This window comes from Streptomyces sp. NPDC085946 (assembly GCF_044540485.1).
In the GTDB taxonomy this organism is placed as follows: domain Bacteria; phylum Actinomycetota; class Actinomycetes; order Streptomycetales; family Streptomycetaceae; genus Streptomyces.
In genome coordinates this window covers 185,847-201,956 of the sequence record NZ_JBITSF010000012.1, presented here as the reverse complement: position 1 = coordinate 201,956, position 16,110 = coordinate 185,847, and the positions used below count along the sequence as shown (strand labels likewise).

14 protein-coding genes are annotated in these 16,110 nt (G+C 75.1%); 7 read left to right on the top strand and 7 right to left on the bottom strand.

All coding sequences use genetic code 11. The features are described 5' to 3' along the window. Nucleotides 1-22: 22 nt before the first annotated feature. Complete coding sequence (locus ACIF8T_RS24075) at nt 23-1,468, bottom strand: FAD-dependent oxidoreductase (protein ID WP_400038160.1); 1,446 nt, start codon at nt 1,466-1,468, stop codon at nt 23-25. A 57-nt stretch (nt 1,469-1,525) separates the two neighbouring features. Then, nucleotides 1,526-2,728 (bottom strand): polysaccharide pyruvyl transferase family protein, encoded by a 1,203-nt coding sequence (locus ACIF8T_RS24070; protein WP_400038159.1) that lies wholly within the window; start codon nt 2,726-2,728, stop codon nt 1,526-1,528. A gap of 241 nt (nt 2,729-2,969) precedes the next feature. On the opposite strand from ACIF8T_RS24070, the gene ACIF8T_RS24065 reads away from it, so the two are divergent. Beyond that, nucleotides 2,970-3,629 (top strand): phosphoribosyltransferase, encoded by a 660-nt coding sequence (locus ACIF8T_RS24065; protein ID WP_400038158.1) that lies wholly within the window; start codon nt 2,970-2,972, stop codon nt 3,627-3,629. Between the two features lie 316 nt (nt 3,630-3,945). Here the strand turns inward: ACIF8T_RS24065 and ACIF8T_RS24060 are convergent, their stop codons facing one another. Continuing rightward, complete coding sequence (locus ACIF8T_RS24060) at nt 3,946-4,509, bottom strand: NAD(P)H-dependent oxidoreductase (RefSeq protein WP_400038157.1); 564 nt, start codon at nt 4,507-4,509, stop codon at nt 3,946-3,948. Between the two features lie 117 nt (nt 4,510-4,626). Between ACIF8T_RS24060 and ACIF8T_RS24055 the strand changes: the two genes are divergently transcribed. The 3 genes from ACIF8T_RS24055 (at nt 4,627) to ACIF8T_RS24045 (ending at nt 8,065) form a co-directional block, all read left to right on the top strand. After that, complete coding sequence (locus ACIF8T_RS24055; protein WP_400038156.1) at nt 4,627-5,292, top strand: TetR/AcrR family transcriptional regulator; 666 nt, start codon at nt 4,627-4,629, stop codon at nt 5,290-5,292. 89 nt (nt 5,293-5,381) lie between these two features. Then, complete coding sequence (locus ACIF8T_RS24050) at nt 5,382-6,410, top strand: LacI family DNA-binding transcriptional regulator (RefSeq protein ID WP_400038155.1); 1,029 nt, start codon at nt 5,382-5,384, stop codon at nt 6,408-6,410. A 218-nt stretch (nt 6,411-6,628) separates the two neighbouring features. After that, on the top strand, nt 6,629-8,065 hold the full coding sequence (locus ACIF8T_RS24045; protein WP_400038154.1) for an aldehyde dehydrogenase family protein: 1,437 nt from the start codon (nt 6,629-6,631) through the stop codon (nt 8,063-8,065). A gap of 24 nt (nt 8,066-8,089) precedes the next feature. Here ACIF8T_RS24045 and trxA read toward each other — a convergent pair whose 3' ends face one another. Further along, nucleotides 8,090-8,473 (bottom strand): thioredoxin, encoded by a 384-nt coding sequence (gene trxA / locus ACIF8T_RS24040; RefSeq protein WP_400038153.1) that lies wholly within the window; start codon nt 8,471-8,473, stop codon nt 8,090-8,092. A gap of 120 nt (nt 8,474-8,593) precedes the next feature. Here trxA and ACIF8T_RS24035 point away from each other — a divergent pair, with 120 nt between their 5' ends. Next, complete coding sequence (locus ACIF8T_RS24035) at nt 8,594-10,024, top strand: dihydrolipoyl dehydrogenase family protein (RefSeq protein ID WP_400038152.1); 1,431 nt, start codon at nt 8,594-8,596, stop codon at nt 10,022-10,024. A gap of 45 nt (nt 10,025-10,069) precedes the next feature. Here the strand turns inward: ACIF8T_RS24035 and ACIF8T_RS24030 are convergent, their stop codons facing one another. Beyond that, entirely contained in the window at nt 10,070-10,714 is a 645-nt protein-coding gene (locus ACIF8T_RS24030; RefSeq protein ID WP_400038151.1) for a peptide deformylase, read from the bottom strand. A 139-nt stretch (nt 10,715-10,853) separates the two neighbouring features. On the opposite strand from ACIF8T_RS24030, the gene ACIF8T_RS24025 reads away from it, so the two are divergent. Next, a complete protein-coding gene (locus tag ACIF8T_RS24025; protein WP_400038150.1) occupies nt 10,854-12,263 on the top strand; it encodes a PepSY-associated TM helix domain-containing protein in 1,410 nt (469 codons plus the stop codon). 66 nt (nt 12,264-12,329) lie between these two features. Here ACIF8T_RS24025 and ACIF8T_RS24020 read toward each other — a convergent pair whose 3' ends face one another. Continuing rightward, nucleotides 12,330-12,677, bottom strand: a complete 348-nt coding sequence (locus ACIF8T_RS24020; RefSeq protein WP_400038149.1) for a tetratricopeptide repeat protein — start codon at nt 12,675-12,677, stop codon at nt 12,330-12,332. A gap of 215 nt (nt 12,678-12,892) precedes the next feature. Between ACIF8T_RS24020 and ACIF8T_RS24015 the strand changes: the two genes are divergently transcribed. Next, a complete protein-coding gene (locus tag ACIF8T_RS24015) occupies nt 12,893-15,205 on the top strand; it encodes an ATP-binding cassette domain-containing protein (RefSeq protein ID WP_400038148.1) in 2,313 nt (770 codons plus the stop codon). Between the two features lie 33 nt (nt 15,206-15,238). Here the strand turns inward: ACIF8T_RS24015 and ACIF8T_RS24010 are convergent, their stop codons facing one another. Continuing rightward, entirely contained in the window at nt 15,239-16,000 is a 762-nt protein-coding gene (locus ACIF8T_RS24010; RefSeq protein ID WP_400038147.1) for a thioesterase II family protein, read from the bottom strand. Nucleotides 16,001-16,110: the final 110 nt, after the last annotated feature.

Sequence of the window (16,110 nt, the reverse complement as noted above, 5' to 3'; positions counted from 1 at the left end):
GACGCCCCGCCGGCCGCCCCCTTCAGATCGCCTCGGGCACCTCCGTACGCAGGCGCGCGCCCTGCCGCAGCAGTTCGCGCTGCACCAGCCGGTACGGCACGCCCCGCGGCCCGTGCCCGTGGCGGACGGTCAGCGCGGCGCACACGCCGGCCGCCTGGCCGGTCGCCATCGCGATGGGCATGACGCGGTACGACGAGTGCGCCACGTGCGTCCCGGAGATGCAGCGGCCGGCGACCAGCAGCCGGTCGGTCCCACGCGGGACGAGACACCGCAGCGGGATGTCGTAGAAGCTGCCCTCCGGGACCCGTTTGAGGGTGGTGCCGGAGCCGCGCGGGTTGTGGATGTCGACCGGGTACGCGCCGTGCGCGACGACGTCCGGGAAGGGGCGCGCGGCCAGGATGTCGTGACCGGTGAGCTGATAGTCGCCGAGGACGCGCCGGGTCTCCCGCACCCCGATGTGGCTGCCGCTCTGCACCACGTACGACTCCTCGAAGCCGGGCACGCGGGTGCGCAGGAAGCGGTCGATCTGGGCGAGCTGGCGCCGGGCCGTGTACTCGGCGCGGGTCAGGTCCCACACGCTGGTGCCCAGCACCCTGGTCACGCGGGTGCTGTTGACGGCGACCTCGCGGGGACGCGGCGTCGCGAAGAACAGGATGTCCTCGCGCGGCAGCCGCAGGTCGCCGTCGGCCCGGGCCTCCTCGATCAGGTCCCACAGGCCGTGCACCCCGCGCCACTGGTCCGGGTGCGCCCGCACGTACTCGGCGAAGTCCGGCCGCGCGAAGTCCGCGACGCGGAACATCAGCGTCATCGGCTGCACCAGCCCGTCCTCCGGGCGGCCGATCTCGTACGGCGCCCCGCAGGCGGCCGCCACGTCGCCGTCGCCGGTCGCGTCCACGACCACCCCGGCGTCGATCACCACCGGCCCCGACTTGGTCTCGAACACCACCCGCCACCCGGAGTCGTCCGCCAGGCGCAGCGCGGTGGAGGCGAAGGCGTGGAACAGCATCCGCACCCCCGACTCGTCCATCATGTCGAGCAGGACCAGCTTGAACAGCTCCGGGTCGAACGGGACCGTGTACCCGGTCTTCCGGGAGGGCGGCAGGCAGCCGCCGCGCCCGGCGAGCTGGTCCAGCAGCCGCCACAGCACGCCCGCGACCACCGGCTCGCCGTCGCCGTGGTCGGTGGGCAGCAGCCGGGCGTTGTCCCCGGACTCGGTGAACATGGCCTGCTTGTGCTCGTTGTGGAACGACATCAGCGGCATCACCAGCGCCACCGTCGCGTTGCCGCCGAGGAACCCGTACCGCTCGACCAGGACGGTCTCGGCCCCGGCGTCGGCCGCGGCGACCGCGGCGGCGCACCCGGCGGGGCCGCCGCCGACCACCAGGACGTCGGTCCGGCCCCCGTGGCGGGCGGGCCGCGGGGGCAGGGTGACCGTGCGGGGGTCAGGGGGCTCGTGCAGGATCGGCATCGGGGTCCTTCCGCGCGACGGGCTCGGCGGCGGCTGCGTGCGGCGCGCTCGGCGGCGTCACACGCCCAGCGGGCGCGGCTCCGCGCGGGCCCGGGCCGCCGCGTCGGACCCGCCGTCGACCTCGTCGAGCAGCACCCCGCAGCGCGCGCAGGTCTCCCGGGCGAGCACGGTCAGCTCCCGCATCCGCGCCTGCAGGTCCGTACGGCGCTGCGGATACTCGTCCCACAGCCGGTCCACCTCCGCCAGCAGCAGCCCGGCCTGCTCGCGGGCCACGCCCACCAGCGCGGGCGCGCCGATGCGGCTGGCGAAGTCGAACACCTTGCCCGAGTAGGGCAGCGGCAGCACCGGCAGCCCGGACAGCGCCGCGAAGATCACGAAGTGCAGCCGCATGCCGACGGCCAGGTCCAGGTGGCGCATGAACCCCAGGACCTGCCCGGGGCTGTAGGAGCCGTGCAGGATGCGTCCCTTGTCCGGCGCGGTCATGTGGGACAGCACCGCGTGCGCGTGGCGCACGTCGTGCCGCTCCATCGGCAGGAACACCACGTGTGCGTCCAGGCGCCGCACCAGGAAGTCCGCCACGTCGGCGAGGAGCGCGTGGTAGTCGGCCTCGTCCAGCTTCTCGGCCGCCCGGCCGGGCTCCCGCACCGACATCCCCACCAGCCGGGAGTCGGTGGGCACGCCCTCGTGGCGCATCATCCCGTCGGTGAAGGGCTCCGACGTCAGCAGCAGTGCCGGGTCGGCGGTGACGGTGATGTCCCGCTCGACGCCGACCTCCTCCAGCACCAGCCGGGACTCCTCGTCGCGCACCACGACGTCGTCGAAGTCCGCCAGCACGGTGCGCACGGCCTCCCGGTCGTCGGCCTCCCGCAGCGGGCCGGCGCCCAGCGCGTAGGCGAACGTGCGGATGCCGCGTTCCTGCGCGGCGCGCACCAGCCGCAGGTAGCGGCGCGCCTCGCCGTCGAACAGGAGCCCGCCGCCGCCCAGCACCAGCAGGTCCAGGGAGGCCAGCGCGTCCATGACCCGGTGGCGGCTGACGCCCTCCCAGTCCACCACCTCGTCGGCGCCCGGGTGGTGGGCGCGGGTGTGTTCGGCGTTCCGGCTGAACACCACCAGCCGCGCCCCGGGCCGCTGCGCCCGCAGGCAGCCGAGGACGCAGGTCAGGATCGACTCGTCGCCGATGTTGAAACCGCCGTACGAACCCAGCACGCCGATGCGCGGGCCCGGCCGGTCGAGCGGGGGGTGGGGAGGGGCACTGATCATCCGGGAGCTCCCGTCACGTCGGGGACTGCGGGGACTGGGGTGCCGGTGACGCGCACGGGCCGTGTGCGTGCCTGCCCGTGCGCACGGTCCCGGGTTGCCTGCGGACCCGGCCGGAAACACCCCGCGTTCCGAGTGTGACCGAGGTCCGCCCGGCGCGCATCGCGCGCGGGGGGAGGGGTACGCGGGCAGACGGACCGAAAGGCCGTCCCCGGTGACGCAGGACGCAGGAAGGGGGCCCGCCATGCGGTTCCGTGACCGCCGGCAGGCCGGCCGGCAACTGGCCGAACGACTGCTCGCCCGTCAGCGTGAGGGCGCCCTGCCGGACCCCGTCGTCCTCGCCCTGCCCCGCGGCGGCGTCGCCGTCGCCGAGGAGGTCGCCCGGCTGCTGGACGCCCCGCTCGACGTCCTCGTCGTCCGCAAGATCGGCGCCCCCTTCCAGGAGGAGCTGGGCGTCGGCGCGATGGCCGGCGACGGGGAGCCGCTCTTCGACGAGGACGCCCTGCGCCGGCTCCGCCTGAGCAAGACCGAGCTGGGCCCCGTGGTGGAGCGGGAACGCGCGGAGCTGCGCCGCCGGGAGCGGATCTACCGGCAGGGCCGCCCCGCCCCCGAACTGCGCGGCCGCACGGTGATCGTGGTCGACGACGGCCTGGCGACCGGCTCCACCGCCCGCGCCGCGCTGCGCTCCGTCCGCCGCCAGGACCCCGCCCGGCTCGTGCTCGCCGCCCCGGTCGCCTCCCCGGAGGCGGCCGACCTGATGAGCGCGGAGGCCGACGAGGTGCACTGCCTGGCCCGGCCGGCCGCGTTCCTGGCCGTCGGGCTCTGGTACGACGACTTCGACCAGCTGACGGACGAGGACGTGCTGTCGGCGCTGCGGGGCCGGCACGGGCACGTGGGCCGCTGACCCGGTGCGGCGGCACGGGAGCGTGAGCCGGTGACCCGGTCCCGGCGGGCGGGGTTCGGCGCCGCGACCCGCCGGCCCACCTCCTCCCGCACCTGCCGGTCACCCGGGTCCGCTGCCTGAACGGCACGCGCGCAGGCTCCTGACCCGCACCCGGGCGGGCGGTCGCGTCCGCCCGGCGGTGGCGGCCGCGCTGCGGGACCCGGCGCCCACGGCGGTGGCCCGAGGGGCGCGGTCCGGGGCGCACCGGTGCCCGGACGTGCCCGAGGGGGCCGCGGCCGGTCCGGCCGCGGCCCCCTCGGGGTGCCGTGCGGAGGTGTCAGGCGGCGGCGGGCTCGGTGGCCGTGCCCTGCACCCGGGTGATGACCTCGGTGAGCTGCGCGGCGACCTCGGCGTCGTCGGCCGGGTGGGTCTCGGCGAACCGGGTCATCGAGCCGGGGATGGACAGCTTGATGTCCTCGATCACCTTGGCGCCGGCCAGGCCCACGGACTTGCGGGTGTCGTCGTGCGCCCAGACACCGCCGTACTGGCCGAAGGCGGTGCCGACCACGGCGACCGGCTTGCCGTTGAGGGCGCCGGCGCCGTACGGGCGGGACAGCCAGTCGATGGCGTTCTTCAGCACGGCCGGCATGGTGCCGTTGTACTCGGGCGTGAAGAAGATCAGGGCGTCGGCGGCGCCGGCGGCCTCGCGCAGCTTGACGGCGGCGGCCGGGGTGCTGCCCTCGACGTCGACGTCCTCGTTGTAGAAGGGCACGTCGGCCAGGCCCTCGAACACCTCCACCTCGGTCCCTTCCGGGGCGAGCTTGACGGCCGCCTCGGCGAGCTGGCGGTTGTGCGAACCGGCGCGAAGGCTGCCGACGAGCGCAAGGATGCGGACAGACATGAAGAACTCCCAGGGGATGAAACACTGCCGTAACGATCCGGACCGAGGTCCGTTTAAGTTCTAGCACCCTAAACGGACCGCGGTCCAGTTTTCTTCCCGATGCTCTACCCTGGTGCCATGTCCGCCGCTCCGCCCTTCCCGACCCCCCAGGAACCCGTCCACCGGCGCGAACTGCCGCAGCTCGGCACCGACACGGACTTCGTCGAGCCCTGCCTGCGGGCCGACGCCGCCCGCAACCGCGCCCGGCTGCTGGAGGCCGCCGCCCGGCTGGTGGCGGAGCGCGGCGCGGCCGGCGTCACGATGGAGGCGGTGGCCGCGGCGGCCTCGGTCGGCAAGGGCACGGTCTTCCGCCGCTTCGGCGACCGCACCGGCCTGCTGACGGCCCTGCTCGACCACACGGAGAAGAAGTTCCAGGCCGCCTTCCTCAGCGGCCCGCCGCCGCTCGGCCCGGGCGCGCCGCCCGCGGAGCGGCTGCGCGCGTTCGGCCAGGCCATGCTGCGCCGGTCGGCCGACGAACTGGAACTGATGCTGGCCGCCGAGCCGGGCGCGGACCGCCGGTTCGCCGCCCCGCCCCGCCGCGTGCTGCACCAGCACGTGGCGATGCTGCTGCGGCAGGCGGTCCCGGACGCGGACTGCGAGCTCCTCGCCCACGCCCTGATGAGCCAGCTCGACCCGGCCCTGGTCCACCACCTGACCCGGCAGAACGGGGTGCCGCTGGAACGCCTGGAGGCCGCGTGGGCCGATCTGGTCGACCGGGTGACGGGCTGCGGCGGGGCCTGCTGACCGGGAGCGGCGCGGCCGGCCCCCACGGTTCCCTCACAACTCCCCCGGCCGACACCCCGATCCGGGCTTCTGCAAGGATGCGGGGCGTCATGGTGCAGATACCCAACACGCCCCCGCCCGCACCACCGCGCTCCGTTCCCACGAGCGCCGATGTGGCCCGCCTGGCCGGCGTCTCGCGCGCGACCGTCTCCTACGTGCTGAACAACACCAGCGCGGTACGGATCAGCGAGCCCACCCGCCGGCGCGTCCACGAGGCCGCCAAGGAACTCGGGTACGTCCCGCACGCGGCCGCCCGCAGCCTGCGCGCCGGGCACAGCCGGATGGTCCTGATGCCCGCGCCGGACTTCCCGGTCGGGCCGCTCTACAGCCGGTTCCTCACCGACCTGCAGGCCGCGCTCGCCCGCCTCGACTACACGGTCGTGCAGTACGGCACCGCCGGCCGGCACGGCGACGAGGCCGCCCGCGCCTGGGCCGAGCTGCGGCCCGTCGCCGTCCTCGTGCCCGGCTCCGGCCTCGGCCCGCACGGGGTGGCGGTGCTCAAGCGGTCCGGCGCCCGCGCGGTGGTCACCCTGGGGCCGGAGACCGTCGAGGGCGCGTACGCCCTGCTCATGGAGCACGAGGCCGTCGGCCGCAGCGCCGGGGCCCACCTCCACGACCGCGGCCGGCGCCGGATCGGCGTCGTCGTCCCCCGGGAACCCGGTCTGGAGGTGTTCTCCGCGCCCCGCCTGGAGGGCGTGCGCCAGGCGCTGCGCGGCACCGGCGCCACGGTCACCGAGCTGCCCCTCGCCTACGACGAGGAGGCCGCCGCGCGGCTCGCCGCGCGCTGGCGGGACCTCGGTCTGGACGGCGTGTTCGCCTACAACGACGAGTACGCGATGCTGCTGATGCGCGCCCTGCAGGACGAGGGGGTGCGGATCCCGCAGGAGACGGCCGTGGTCGGGGCCGACGACCTGATGCTCGGCCGGCTGCTGCGGCCGCGGCTCAGCACGGTCCGCCTCCGGCTGCCCTCCGGCCGGGAGCTCGCCGAACTGGTCGACCGCGCGGTGCGCGACCCCGGGGCCGCGCCCGGGACACACAAGGTGCTGGGCACCACGGTGATCCACCGCGACTCCAGCTGACCGGCCGCCGCTCACCGCCCGGCCGTCCCCGTCGTGCCGCCCGCAACGGCCGGGCGGATACTCGGGGATGTGCCCGCTCCCGGGTGCGGCCGGCGACGCGCGGCCCCGCGGCATCGGATGCGGCCCGGCCGGCCGCGCCGGACCGCCGCTCCGGTACGCGCCGCGCACCGCACGGGCGTCCGCCCGCCTCCTGGGCCGGTGACCGATCGGAGAGCCCCATGCCGCTGCTCGACCCCCGGACCTGGCAGCCCCGCGCCCTGGCGGGCAGGGAGCACACCGTCATCGAGCCCGCCACCGGCGGCCCGCTCGGCACCCTCACCCTCGCCGCCGCCGAGGACGTCGACGCGGCCGCCGCGGCCGCGGCGGCCGCCCAGGCCGAGTGGGCGCGCGTGCCGCACTTCGCGCGCGCCAGGGTGCTGCGCCGGGCCGGCGACCTGTTCACCGCGCACGCCGGCGAACTGCGCGAGTGGCTGGTGCGCGAATCGGGCTCCGTCCCGGACAAGGCCGACTTCGAACTGCACGTCGCCGCCCAGGAGTGCTACGAGGCCGCCGCCCTCGCCTCCCGCCCCTCCGGGCACGTCCTGCCCACCGAGGCGGCCCGCCTGTCCTACACGCGGCGCGTCCCGGTCGGCGTGGTCGGCGTGATCTCCCCGTTCAACGCGCCGCTCATCCTGTCCGTCCGCTCCGTCGCCCCGGCCCTGGCGCTCGGCAACGCCGTCGTCCTGAAGCCGGACCCGCGCACCGCGGTCTGCGGCGGGCTGTCCCTCGCCGCGGTCCTCGCCGAGGCGGGCCTGCCCGAGGGCCTCTTCCACGTGCTGCCGGGCGGGCCGGAGGCCGGACAGGCCCTGGTCGCCGACCCGCGCGTGCCCGTGCTGTCCTTCACCGGCTCCACCGCCGCCGGCCGGGCCGTGGGCGAGGCGGCCGGCCGCCACCTCAAGCGGGCCCACCTGGAACTGGGCGGCAACTCCGCCCTGATCGTGCTGGAGGACGCCGACCTCGACGCGGTGATCTCCACCGCCGCCTGGGGCTCGTTCTTCCACCAGGGCCAGGTCTGCATGACCACCGGCCGCCACCTCGTGCACGCGTCCCTGTACGACGAGTACGTGGAGCGGCTGGCCGCGAAGGCGGAGTCGCTCGCCGTGGGCGACCCGCACCGCGAGCGGGTCCACCTGGGCCCGGTCATCGACGCCCGTCAGCTCGGCAGGATCCACGCGCTGGTCGAGGCCAGCACCGCGCGGGGCGCCGAGCTCGCCGCGGGCGGCACGCACGAGGGGCTCTTCTACCGGCCGACCGTCCTCGCCGGCGTCGACGACGCCACGCCCGCGTACGTGGAGGAGGTCTTCGGCCCGGTGGCACCCGTGCGGCGGTTCGGCACCGCCGGGGAGGCGGCCGCCCTGGCCGCGCGGAGCGCGTACGGACTCTCCCTGGGCATCGTCACCTGCGACCCCGCCCGCGGCCTGGCGCTGGCCGAGCGGATCCCCACCGGCATCGTGCACATCAACGACCAGACGGTGAACGACGAGGCCGTGGCGCCCTTCGGCGGCGTCGCCGCCTCCGGCACCGGTGTCCGCTTCGGCGGCGAGTCCAACCTGGAGGCCTTCACCGAGCTGCGCTGGACCACGGTGCGCGGGGACGTGGCGACGTACCCGTTCTGACGGCCGCCCGGGGCGGCCTCCGGCTCACTCGCCCGGCTGCGGCTCCTGGGCCTGCTGCTCGGCGATCTGCTTGCGCACCTCGTCCATGTCCAGCTTGCGGGCCTGCCCGATCACGTCCGTCAGCACGGCCTCGGGCAGCGCGCCCGGCTGGGCGAACACGGCGACCTGGTCGCGGACGATCATCAGCGTCGGGATCGACTGGATGCCGAAGGCGGCGGCCAGCTCGGGCTGCGCCTCGGTGTCGACCTTGCCGAACACCAGGTCGGGGTTCTCCTCGGCGGCCTTCTCGTAGACCGGGGCGAACTGCCGGCACGGCCCGCACCAGGACGCCCAGAAGTCGATCAGGACGAACTCGTTGTCCGTGACCGTCTGGTCGAAGTTCTCCTTGGTGAGCTCCACAGTGCTCATGGCGTGTTTCCCTCTTCCTGGTAGCGGGGCGGGCCGTCGGCGACAACACGGCCGACCGGGCGCGTATTCCGCGCACGTACCCCTGTGGCCCCCGCGCACACCACCCACCAGACTGACCCCATGACGCAAACGGATTCCATCGCGTACGACGTCGTGGTGCTGGGCGCCGGTCCGGTGGGGGAGAACGTCGCCGACCGCACCCGCGCGGCCGGCCTGACCACCGCGGTCGTGGAGAGCGAACTGGTCGGCGGCGAGTGCTCGTACTGGGCGTGCATGCCCAGCAAGGCCCTGCTGCGGCCGGTCGTCGCGCGGGCCGACGCGCGCCGCGTGCCGGGCCTGCGCCAGGCGGTGCAGGGCCCCCTCGACGCGGCCGCGGTCCTCGCCCACCGCGACTTCTACACCTCGCACTGGCACGACGACGGCCAGGTCGGCTGGCTGGACGGCATCGGCGCCGACCTGTACCGCGGTCACGGGCGGCTCACCGGCCCCCGCACGGTGACCGTGACCGGCCCCGACGGCACCGAGCGGGTGCTGACCGCCCGGCACGCCGTGGCCGTCTGCACCGGCAGCCGGGCCGCGCTGCCCGACCTGCCGGGGCTCGACGGCGTGCGGCCGTGGACGAGCCGGGAGGCCACCAGCGCCGAGGCCGTGCCCGGCCGGCTCGTCGTGGTCGGCGGCGGTGTGGTCGCCACCGAGATGGCCACCGCCTGGCAGGCCCTCGGCGCGCGGGTCACGCTGCTGGTCCGCGGCAAGGGCCTGCTCAACCGCATGGAGCCGTTCGCCGGGGAACTGGTCGCCGAGGCGCTCACCGAGGCGGGCGCCGACGTGCGCACCGGCACCTCCGTGGAATCCGTGACCCGCGAGAACGGCACCGTCGTGGTCGTCACCGGCACCGGCGAGCGCATCGAGGCCGACGAGATCCTCTTCGCCACCGGCCGCGCCCCGCGCACCGACGACATCGGCCTGGAGACGGTCGGCCTGGAACCCGGCGGCTGGCTGGAGGCCGACGACAGCCTCCGCGTCCCCGGCCACGACTGGCTGTACGCGGTCGGCGACGTCAACCACCGTGCCCTGCTCACCCACCAGGGCAAGTACCAGGCCCGCATCGCGGGCGCGGCCATCGCCGCCCGGGCCACCGGCGGCCCCCTCACCGAGGACGCGTGGGGCGCCCACGCCGCGACCGCCGACCACGCCGCCGTCCCCCAGGTCGTCTTCACCGACCCGGAGGCCGCGGCCGTGGGCCTGTCCCTGGCCGAGGCCGAGGAGGCCGGGCACCGGGTGCGCGCCGTCGACGTCGACCTGTCCTCCGTCGCGGGCGCGGGCCTGTACGCCGACGGCTACAAGGGCCGCGCCCGCATGGTCGTCGACCTGGAGGACGAGATCCTGCGCGGCGTCACCCTGGTCGGCCCCGGCGTCGGCGAACTCATCCACTCGGCGACCGTCGCCGTCGCCGGGCAGGTGCCCGTCGGCCGCCTGTGGCACGCCGTGCCGTCCTACCCGACCATCAGCGAGGTGTGGCTGCGGCTGCTGGAGGCGTACCGCGACAGCTGACACGGCGGCCGGCCGGGGCCCACCGGTCCCGGCCCGCCGGGCCCGTCAGGGCAGTTCGAACCCCAGCGCCCGCGCGGCCTCTTCGGGCGTCGGCTGGGACCAGCGCTCCGCCACCGCCCGGTTGGCCGACAGCGAGCGCAGCTCCGCCCGGTCCAGGTACAGCGTGCCGTCGAGGTGGTCCGTCTCGTGCTGCACGATCCGCGCGGGCCAGCCGCCGACCTCCTCGTCCACCGCCCGCCCGGACTCGTCCTGCCCGGTCAGCCGCACCCGCGCGTACCGCGCCACCACCGCCTGCCAGCCGGGCACGCTCAGACAGCCCTCGAAGAACGCGGCCCGCGCGGTGCCGGCCGGCGCGTAGGACGGGTTGACCAGCACCCGGAACGGCAGCGGCTCCCGCCCGCGCGCCCGGCGCACCTCCTCCGGCACCGGCGCCGGGTCCTCGATCACCGCGATCCGCAGCTCCACCCCCACCTGCGGCGCGGCCAGCCCGACCCCCGGCGCCGCGCGCATGGTGACGCGCAGCGCCTCGACGAACCGGGCCAGCAGCGCGGGATCCAGCTGGCCGTCGTAGGGCGCGGTGCCGCGCCGCAGCACCGGGTCGCCGGCCGCGACGATCGGCAACGGGCCGCCGGCGGCGAGGAGTTCCTCGACGCGCTCGGCCAACGGCGGGCGTTCGTACGGAGTTCCCATCGCGCCAGCATGCCACGGCCCGTGCCGTCACCCCGCTCCGCCGTGTGACCCAGCTCACTTCTCCTCCCGGGAACCCGGTGCCCCGCCACCCCGACTACTGCTCTGCCACGGCCCCTTGACGTCCCCGGAGAACCCGCTGATGACCACCGCTCCCCCGACCGCCACGGACGAGGCCCCGCCACCGGACGCCACCGCGCCGCACCGGAGCACCTGGGCCCCGTTGCGTCCCCTGGTCCTGCGCCTGCACTTCTACGCCGGAGTGCTGGTGGCGCCCTTCCTGCTCGTCGCCGCCGTCACCGGCCTGCTGTACGCCGCCTCCTTCCAGGCCGAGAAGCTCGTGTACCGCCACGAGACGACCGTCCCGGTCGGTGACCGCAGACTGCCGGTCTCCGAGCAGGTCGCCGCCGCCCGCGAGGCCCACCCCGGCGGCACGGTCGCGGCGGTGCGCCCCGCGCCCGAGGCCGACGCGACCACCCGGGTGCTGCTGTCCGGCGTGCCGGGCGTCGACGAGACCCACACCCTCGCCGTCTTCGTCGACCCGTACACCGGGCGGGTGCGCGGCGCCCTGGAGCAGTACGGCTCGACGGGCGCGCTGCCGCTGCGCACCTGGATCGACGAGTTCCACCGCGACCTGCACCTCGGCGAGAGCGGCCGCCTCTACAGCGAGCTGGCGGCCAGCTGGCTGTGGGTGATCGCGGGCGGCGGCCTGGTGCTGTGGTTCTCCCGGCGCCGGGCCCGGCGCACGGTGCGCGGCACCGCCGGGCGCCGCCGCACCCTCGGGCTGCACGGCACCGTCGGGGTCTGGGCCGCCGCCGGGTTCTTCTTCCTGTCGGCCACCGGCCTGACCTGGTCGGCGTATGCCGGAGCCACCGTCGACGAGCTGCGCACCTCGCTCGGCCAGGCCACCCCGGTCCTCTCGGCCGCGGCCGGCGAGGAGCACTCCGGGCACGGTGCCGCGGCCGGTTCCGGCGGCAGCGGCGCGCACGGCGTCGGCCTGGACCGGGTGCTGGCCGCCGCCCGCGCCGAGGGGCTGGGCGACCCCGTCGAGATCGTCCCGCCCGCGGACGCCGGGTCCGCCTACGTCGTCAAGCAGGTGCAGCGCAGCTGGCCGACCAAGCAGGACGCGGTCGCGGTGGACCCGGCCACCGGCGAGGTCACCGACGTCCTGCGGTTCGCCGACCACCCGGTGCTCGCCAAGCTCACCCGCTGGGGCATCGACCTGCACACCGGTGTGCTGTTCGGCCTGGTCAACCAGATCGCGCTGATGCTGCTGGCGCTCGCCCTGATCCTGCTGATCGTCTGGGGCTACCGCATGTGGTGGCAGCGCGGCCGCGGCGGCGCGTTCGGCCGGCCGATTCCGCGCGGAGCCTGGCAGCAGGTGCCGCCGTACGTCCTCGTCCCGCTGCTCGCGGCGGTCGCGGTGCTCGGCTACTTCCTGCCGCTGCTCGGCATCTCCCTGGCCGCCTTCCTCGCCGTCGACATCGTCCTCGGGGAGGTCGCCCACCGGCGGGGACGGCGCACGTACGGCAGGGGGCCGGCCGCCCCGTAGCGCCCGGGACGCGCCGGTGCCCGGCTCCGGGGGACGGAACCGGGCACCGGGGCCGCGGGGTGCCGCTCAGAGCCGCGCGAAGTCACCCGCGAGGGCGGCGGCGAGGCGCAGGTGCGGTTCCGCCTCGGCGTGCCGGCCCTGCCGCTGGAGCGTGCGGCCCAGCATCAGCCGGGCGTAGTGCTCCACCGGGTCGCGCTCGACGAGGAGGCGCAACTCGGCCTCGGCGCGGCCCAGTTGGGCCGAGTGGTAGTAGGCGCGCGCCAGCAGCAGGCGCGGCCCGGTCTGCTCCGGCACCTCGGCGACCAGTCCGGCCAGGACGCGCGTGGCGGCGGTGTAGTCCTTGGCCTCGAAGAACTGCCCCGCGCGCTCCCAGCGCTCCGTCAGGGTGCCGTGGTCGTAGTACGTGGTGTCCACTGGTGACCTCCTTCGAGGCCGTCAACGGACCCTGTTCGTTGAATATTCCACTACTTCCGGGGGTGGGCGCGGAGGTGTTCCGCGCCGGCCCCCGTCCGGGCGAACTCCCCGTCGGCAACGCCCTTTTCGCGTGCGTTCCCGAGAACTGGTTAGATCGGTCCGGGTGACGGGGCGGGGCCGTGACGGTGGCCCGGGCGTGACAGAGGGAGACGGCAATGAGCAGGGCCGCGAGGACGGACACGGCGTCGTGCGCGCCGCACGTCGCCGACAGTCACGACGTGATCCGCGTGCAGGGCGCGCGGGTGAACAACCTCAAGAACGTCAGCGTCGAGATCCCGAAGCGGCGGCTGACGGTGCTGACCGGCGTCTCCGGCTCCGGCAAGAGCTCGCTGGTGTTCGACACGATCGCCGCGGAGTCGCAGCGGCTGATCAACGAGACGTACAGCGCCTTCGTGCAGACCTTCATGCCGACGCTCGCGCGGCCGGAGGTCGACGTGCTGGAGGGGCTGACCACGGTCATCGTCGTCGACCAGGAGCGGATGGGGGCCAACGCCCGTTCCACGGTCGGCACCGCGACCGACGCCAACGCGATGCTGCGGATCGTCTTCAGCCGGCTCGGCGAGCCGAGCGCCGGGCCGGCGTTCCACTACAGCTTCAACCAGCCCGCCGGCGCGTGCCCGCGGTGCCAGGGCACGGGCCAGGTGACCGACCTCGACCTGACGCAGTTCTACGACGAGAGCAAGTCGCTCGCGGACGGCGCGATCACCGTCCCCGGCTACAAGGCGGGCGGCTGGTTCGTGCGGGTCTTCGCCGGGTCGGGTTTCGTCGACCCCGACAAGCCGATCCGTGACTACAGCGGGACGGAACTCCACGACTTCCTGCACCGCGAGCCGACCAAGGTGAAGGTCGACGGCATCAACGTCACCTACGAGGGGCTGATCCCCAAGGTGCGCAAGTCCATCCTGGCCAAGGACAAGGACGGACTGCAGCCGCACGTCCGGGCGTTCGTGGAGCGGGCGGTCACCTTCGTCACCTGCCCCGAGTGCGACGGGACCCGGCTGAACGAGGCGGCCAGGGCGTCGAGGATCGAGGGGATCAACATCGCCGACGCGTGCGCGATGGAGGTCCGCGACCTGGCCGGGTGGGTCCGCGGCCTCGACCGGCCCTCGGTCGCACCCCTGCTGGCCACGCTGCGCAGGACCCTCGACTCGTTCGTGGAGATGGGACTCGGCTACCTCTCGCTGGACCGGCCCGCGGGCACCCTGTCGGGTGGCGAGGCGCAGCGCGTGAAGATGGTGCGCCATCTCGGCTCGTCGCTCACCGACGTCACCTACGTGTTCGACGAGCCCAGCACGGGTCTGCACCCCCATGACGTCCAGCGCATGAACGAACTGCTGCTGCGGCTGCGGGACAAGGGCAACACCGTGCTCGTGGTGGAGCACAAGCCCGAGGTCATCGCGTTCGCTGACCACGTGATCGATCTGGGACCCGGCGCGGGGACGGCGGGGGGCACCGTCTGTTTCGAGGGCAGTGTCGAAGGACTGCGGGGAAGCGGGACGCTGACCGGGCGGCACCTGGACGACCGGGCGTCGCTGAAGGAGTCGGTGCGCAAGCCGAACGGTGCGCTGGAGATCCGCGGGGCGCGGGCGAACAACCTCCGGGACGTCGACGTGGACATCCCGCTCGGGGTGCTGACCGTGGTGACCGGAGTCGCCGGGTCCGGCAAGAGCTCGCTGCTGCACGGGTCGGTCCCGGCGAGCGCGGGAGTGGTGTCGGTCGACCAGGCGCCCATCCGCGGCTCGCGGCGCAGCAACCCCGCCACCTACACCGGGCTGCTCGACCCGGTCCGCAAGGCCTTCGCCAAGGCCAACGGCGTCAAGCCCGCCCTGTTCAGCGCCAACTCCGAGGGTGCCTGCCCCACCTGCAACGGCGCCGGGGTCGTCTACACCGACCTGGCGATGATGGCCGGCGTCGCCACCCCCTGCGAGGAGTGCGGGGGCAAGCGGTTCCAGGCCGCGGTGCTGGAGTACCGGCTCGGCGGACGGGACATCAGCGAGGTGCTGGCGATGCCGGTGGCGGAGGCGGAGGAGTTCTTCCGCGCCGGCGAGGCGCGCGTCCCCGCGGCCCATGCCGTCCTCGGCCGGCTCGCGGACGTCGGGCTGGGCTACCTGACTCTGGGCCAGCCGCTGACCACGCTCTCCGGCGGCGAGCGGCAGCGGCTGAAGCTGGCCACCCACATGGCCGAGAAGGGCGGGATCTACGTCCTGGACGAGCCGACCACGGGGCTGCACCTCGCCGACGTCGAGCAGCTGCTCGGGCTGCTGGACCGGCTGGTCGACTCCGGCAAGTCGGTCATCGTCATCGAGCACCACCAGGCGGTGATGGCGCACGCGGACTGGATCGTCGACCTCGGCCCCGGCGCCGGTCACGACGGCGGCCGCGTCGTCTTCGAGGGCACCCCGGCCGACCTGGTCGCCGCCCGCTCCACGCTCACCGGTGAGCACCTGGCGGCCTACGTCGGCGCCTGACCGGCAGGACCCCGCCGCGTACCGCCGCCGGAATCAGCGGCGGTACGCCGCGGGGGAGGGGGCGAGGTGCCCGCGCAGGATCCCGCACACCCGGTCGCGCTGGGCGTCCAGGAAGAAGTGGCCGCCGGGCAGTTCGTGCAACGCGAAGCCGTGGCGGGTGAGCCCGGACCAGGCGGCGGCCTCCGCGACCCGCACGTACGGGTCGGCGGTACCGGTGAGGGCCACGATCGGGCAGTCCAGGACGGGCTCGTCGCTCCGGCGGTACGTCTCGATGGCCCGGTGGTCGGCACGGATGGCGGGCAGCAGGACGTCGAGCAGTTCGGGGTCGGCGAGGACGGCCGCGTCCGTCGCGCCCAGGCGTTCCAGTTCCGCGGCCAGCCGGTCGTCGGGGAGGGCGTGGACGCCGCGGTCGCGCCGGGCCGAGGGAGTGCTCTGCCCGGAGACGAAGAAGGTCCGCAGCCGGTGGCCCCGGGCCTGGAGCCGCAGCGCCACCTCGTAGGCCACGGCGGCTCCCATGCTGTGGCCGAAGAAGGACAGCGGCCGGTGCAGGAGCGGACGCACCGCGTCGGCCACCCGGTCGGCCAGCTCGCCGACGCTGTCGACGGGCGGTTCCCGGAAGCGTTCTTGCCGGCCCGGGTACTGGACGGCGAGGATGTCGATGTCCGGAGCGAGCGCCGCCGCCATCGGACGGTAGTAGCCCGCGGTGCCCCCGGCATGGGGGAAGCACAGGAGCCGCGAGGGCGCGGCCGGCGCGGGACCGAGACTGCGAATCCAGGGATCGACCGGAAAGAACACGTGTTCTCCGAGCTGTTTCGGGACATGGTGGGCACTGCATTTCCATGATTGCGGCCGGTGCATTCCGTGTCCCGCCGGCGGGACACTCGCCGCATTTCCGCCCGCCGGGC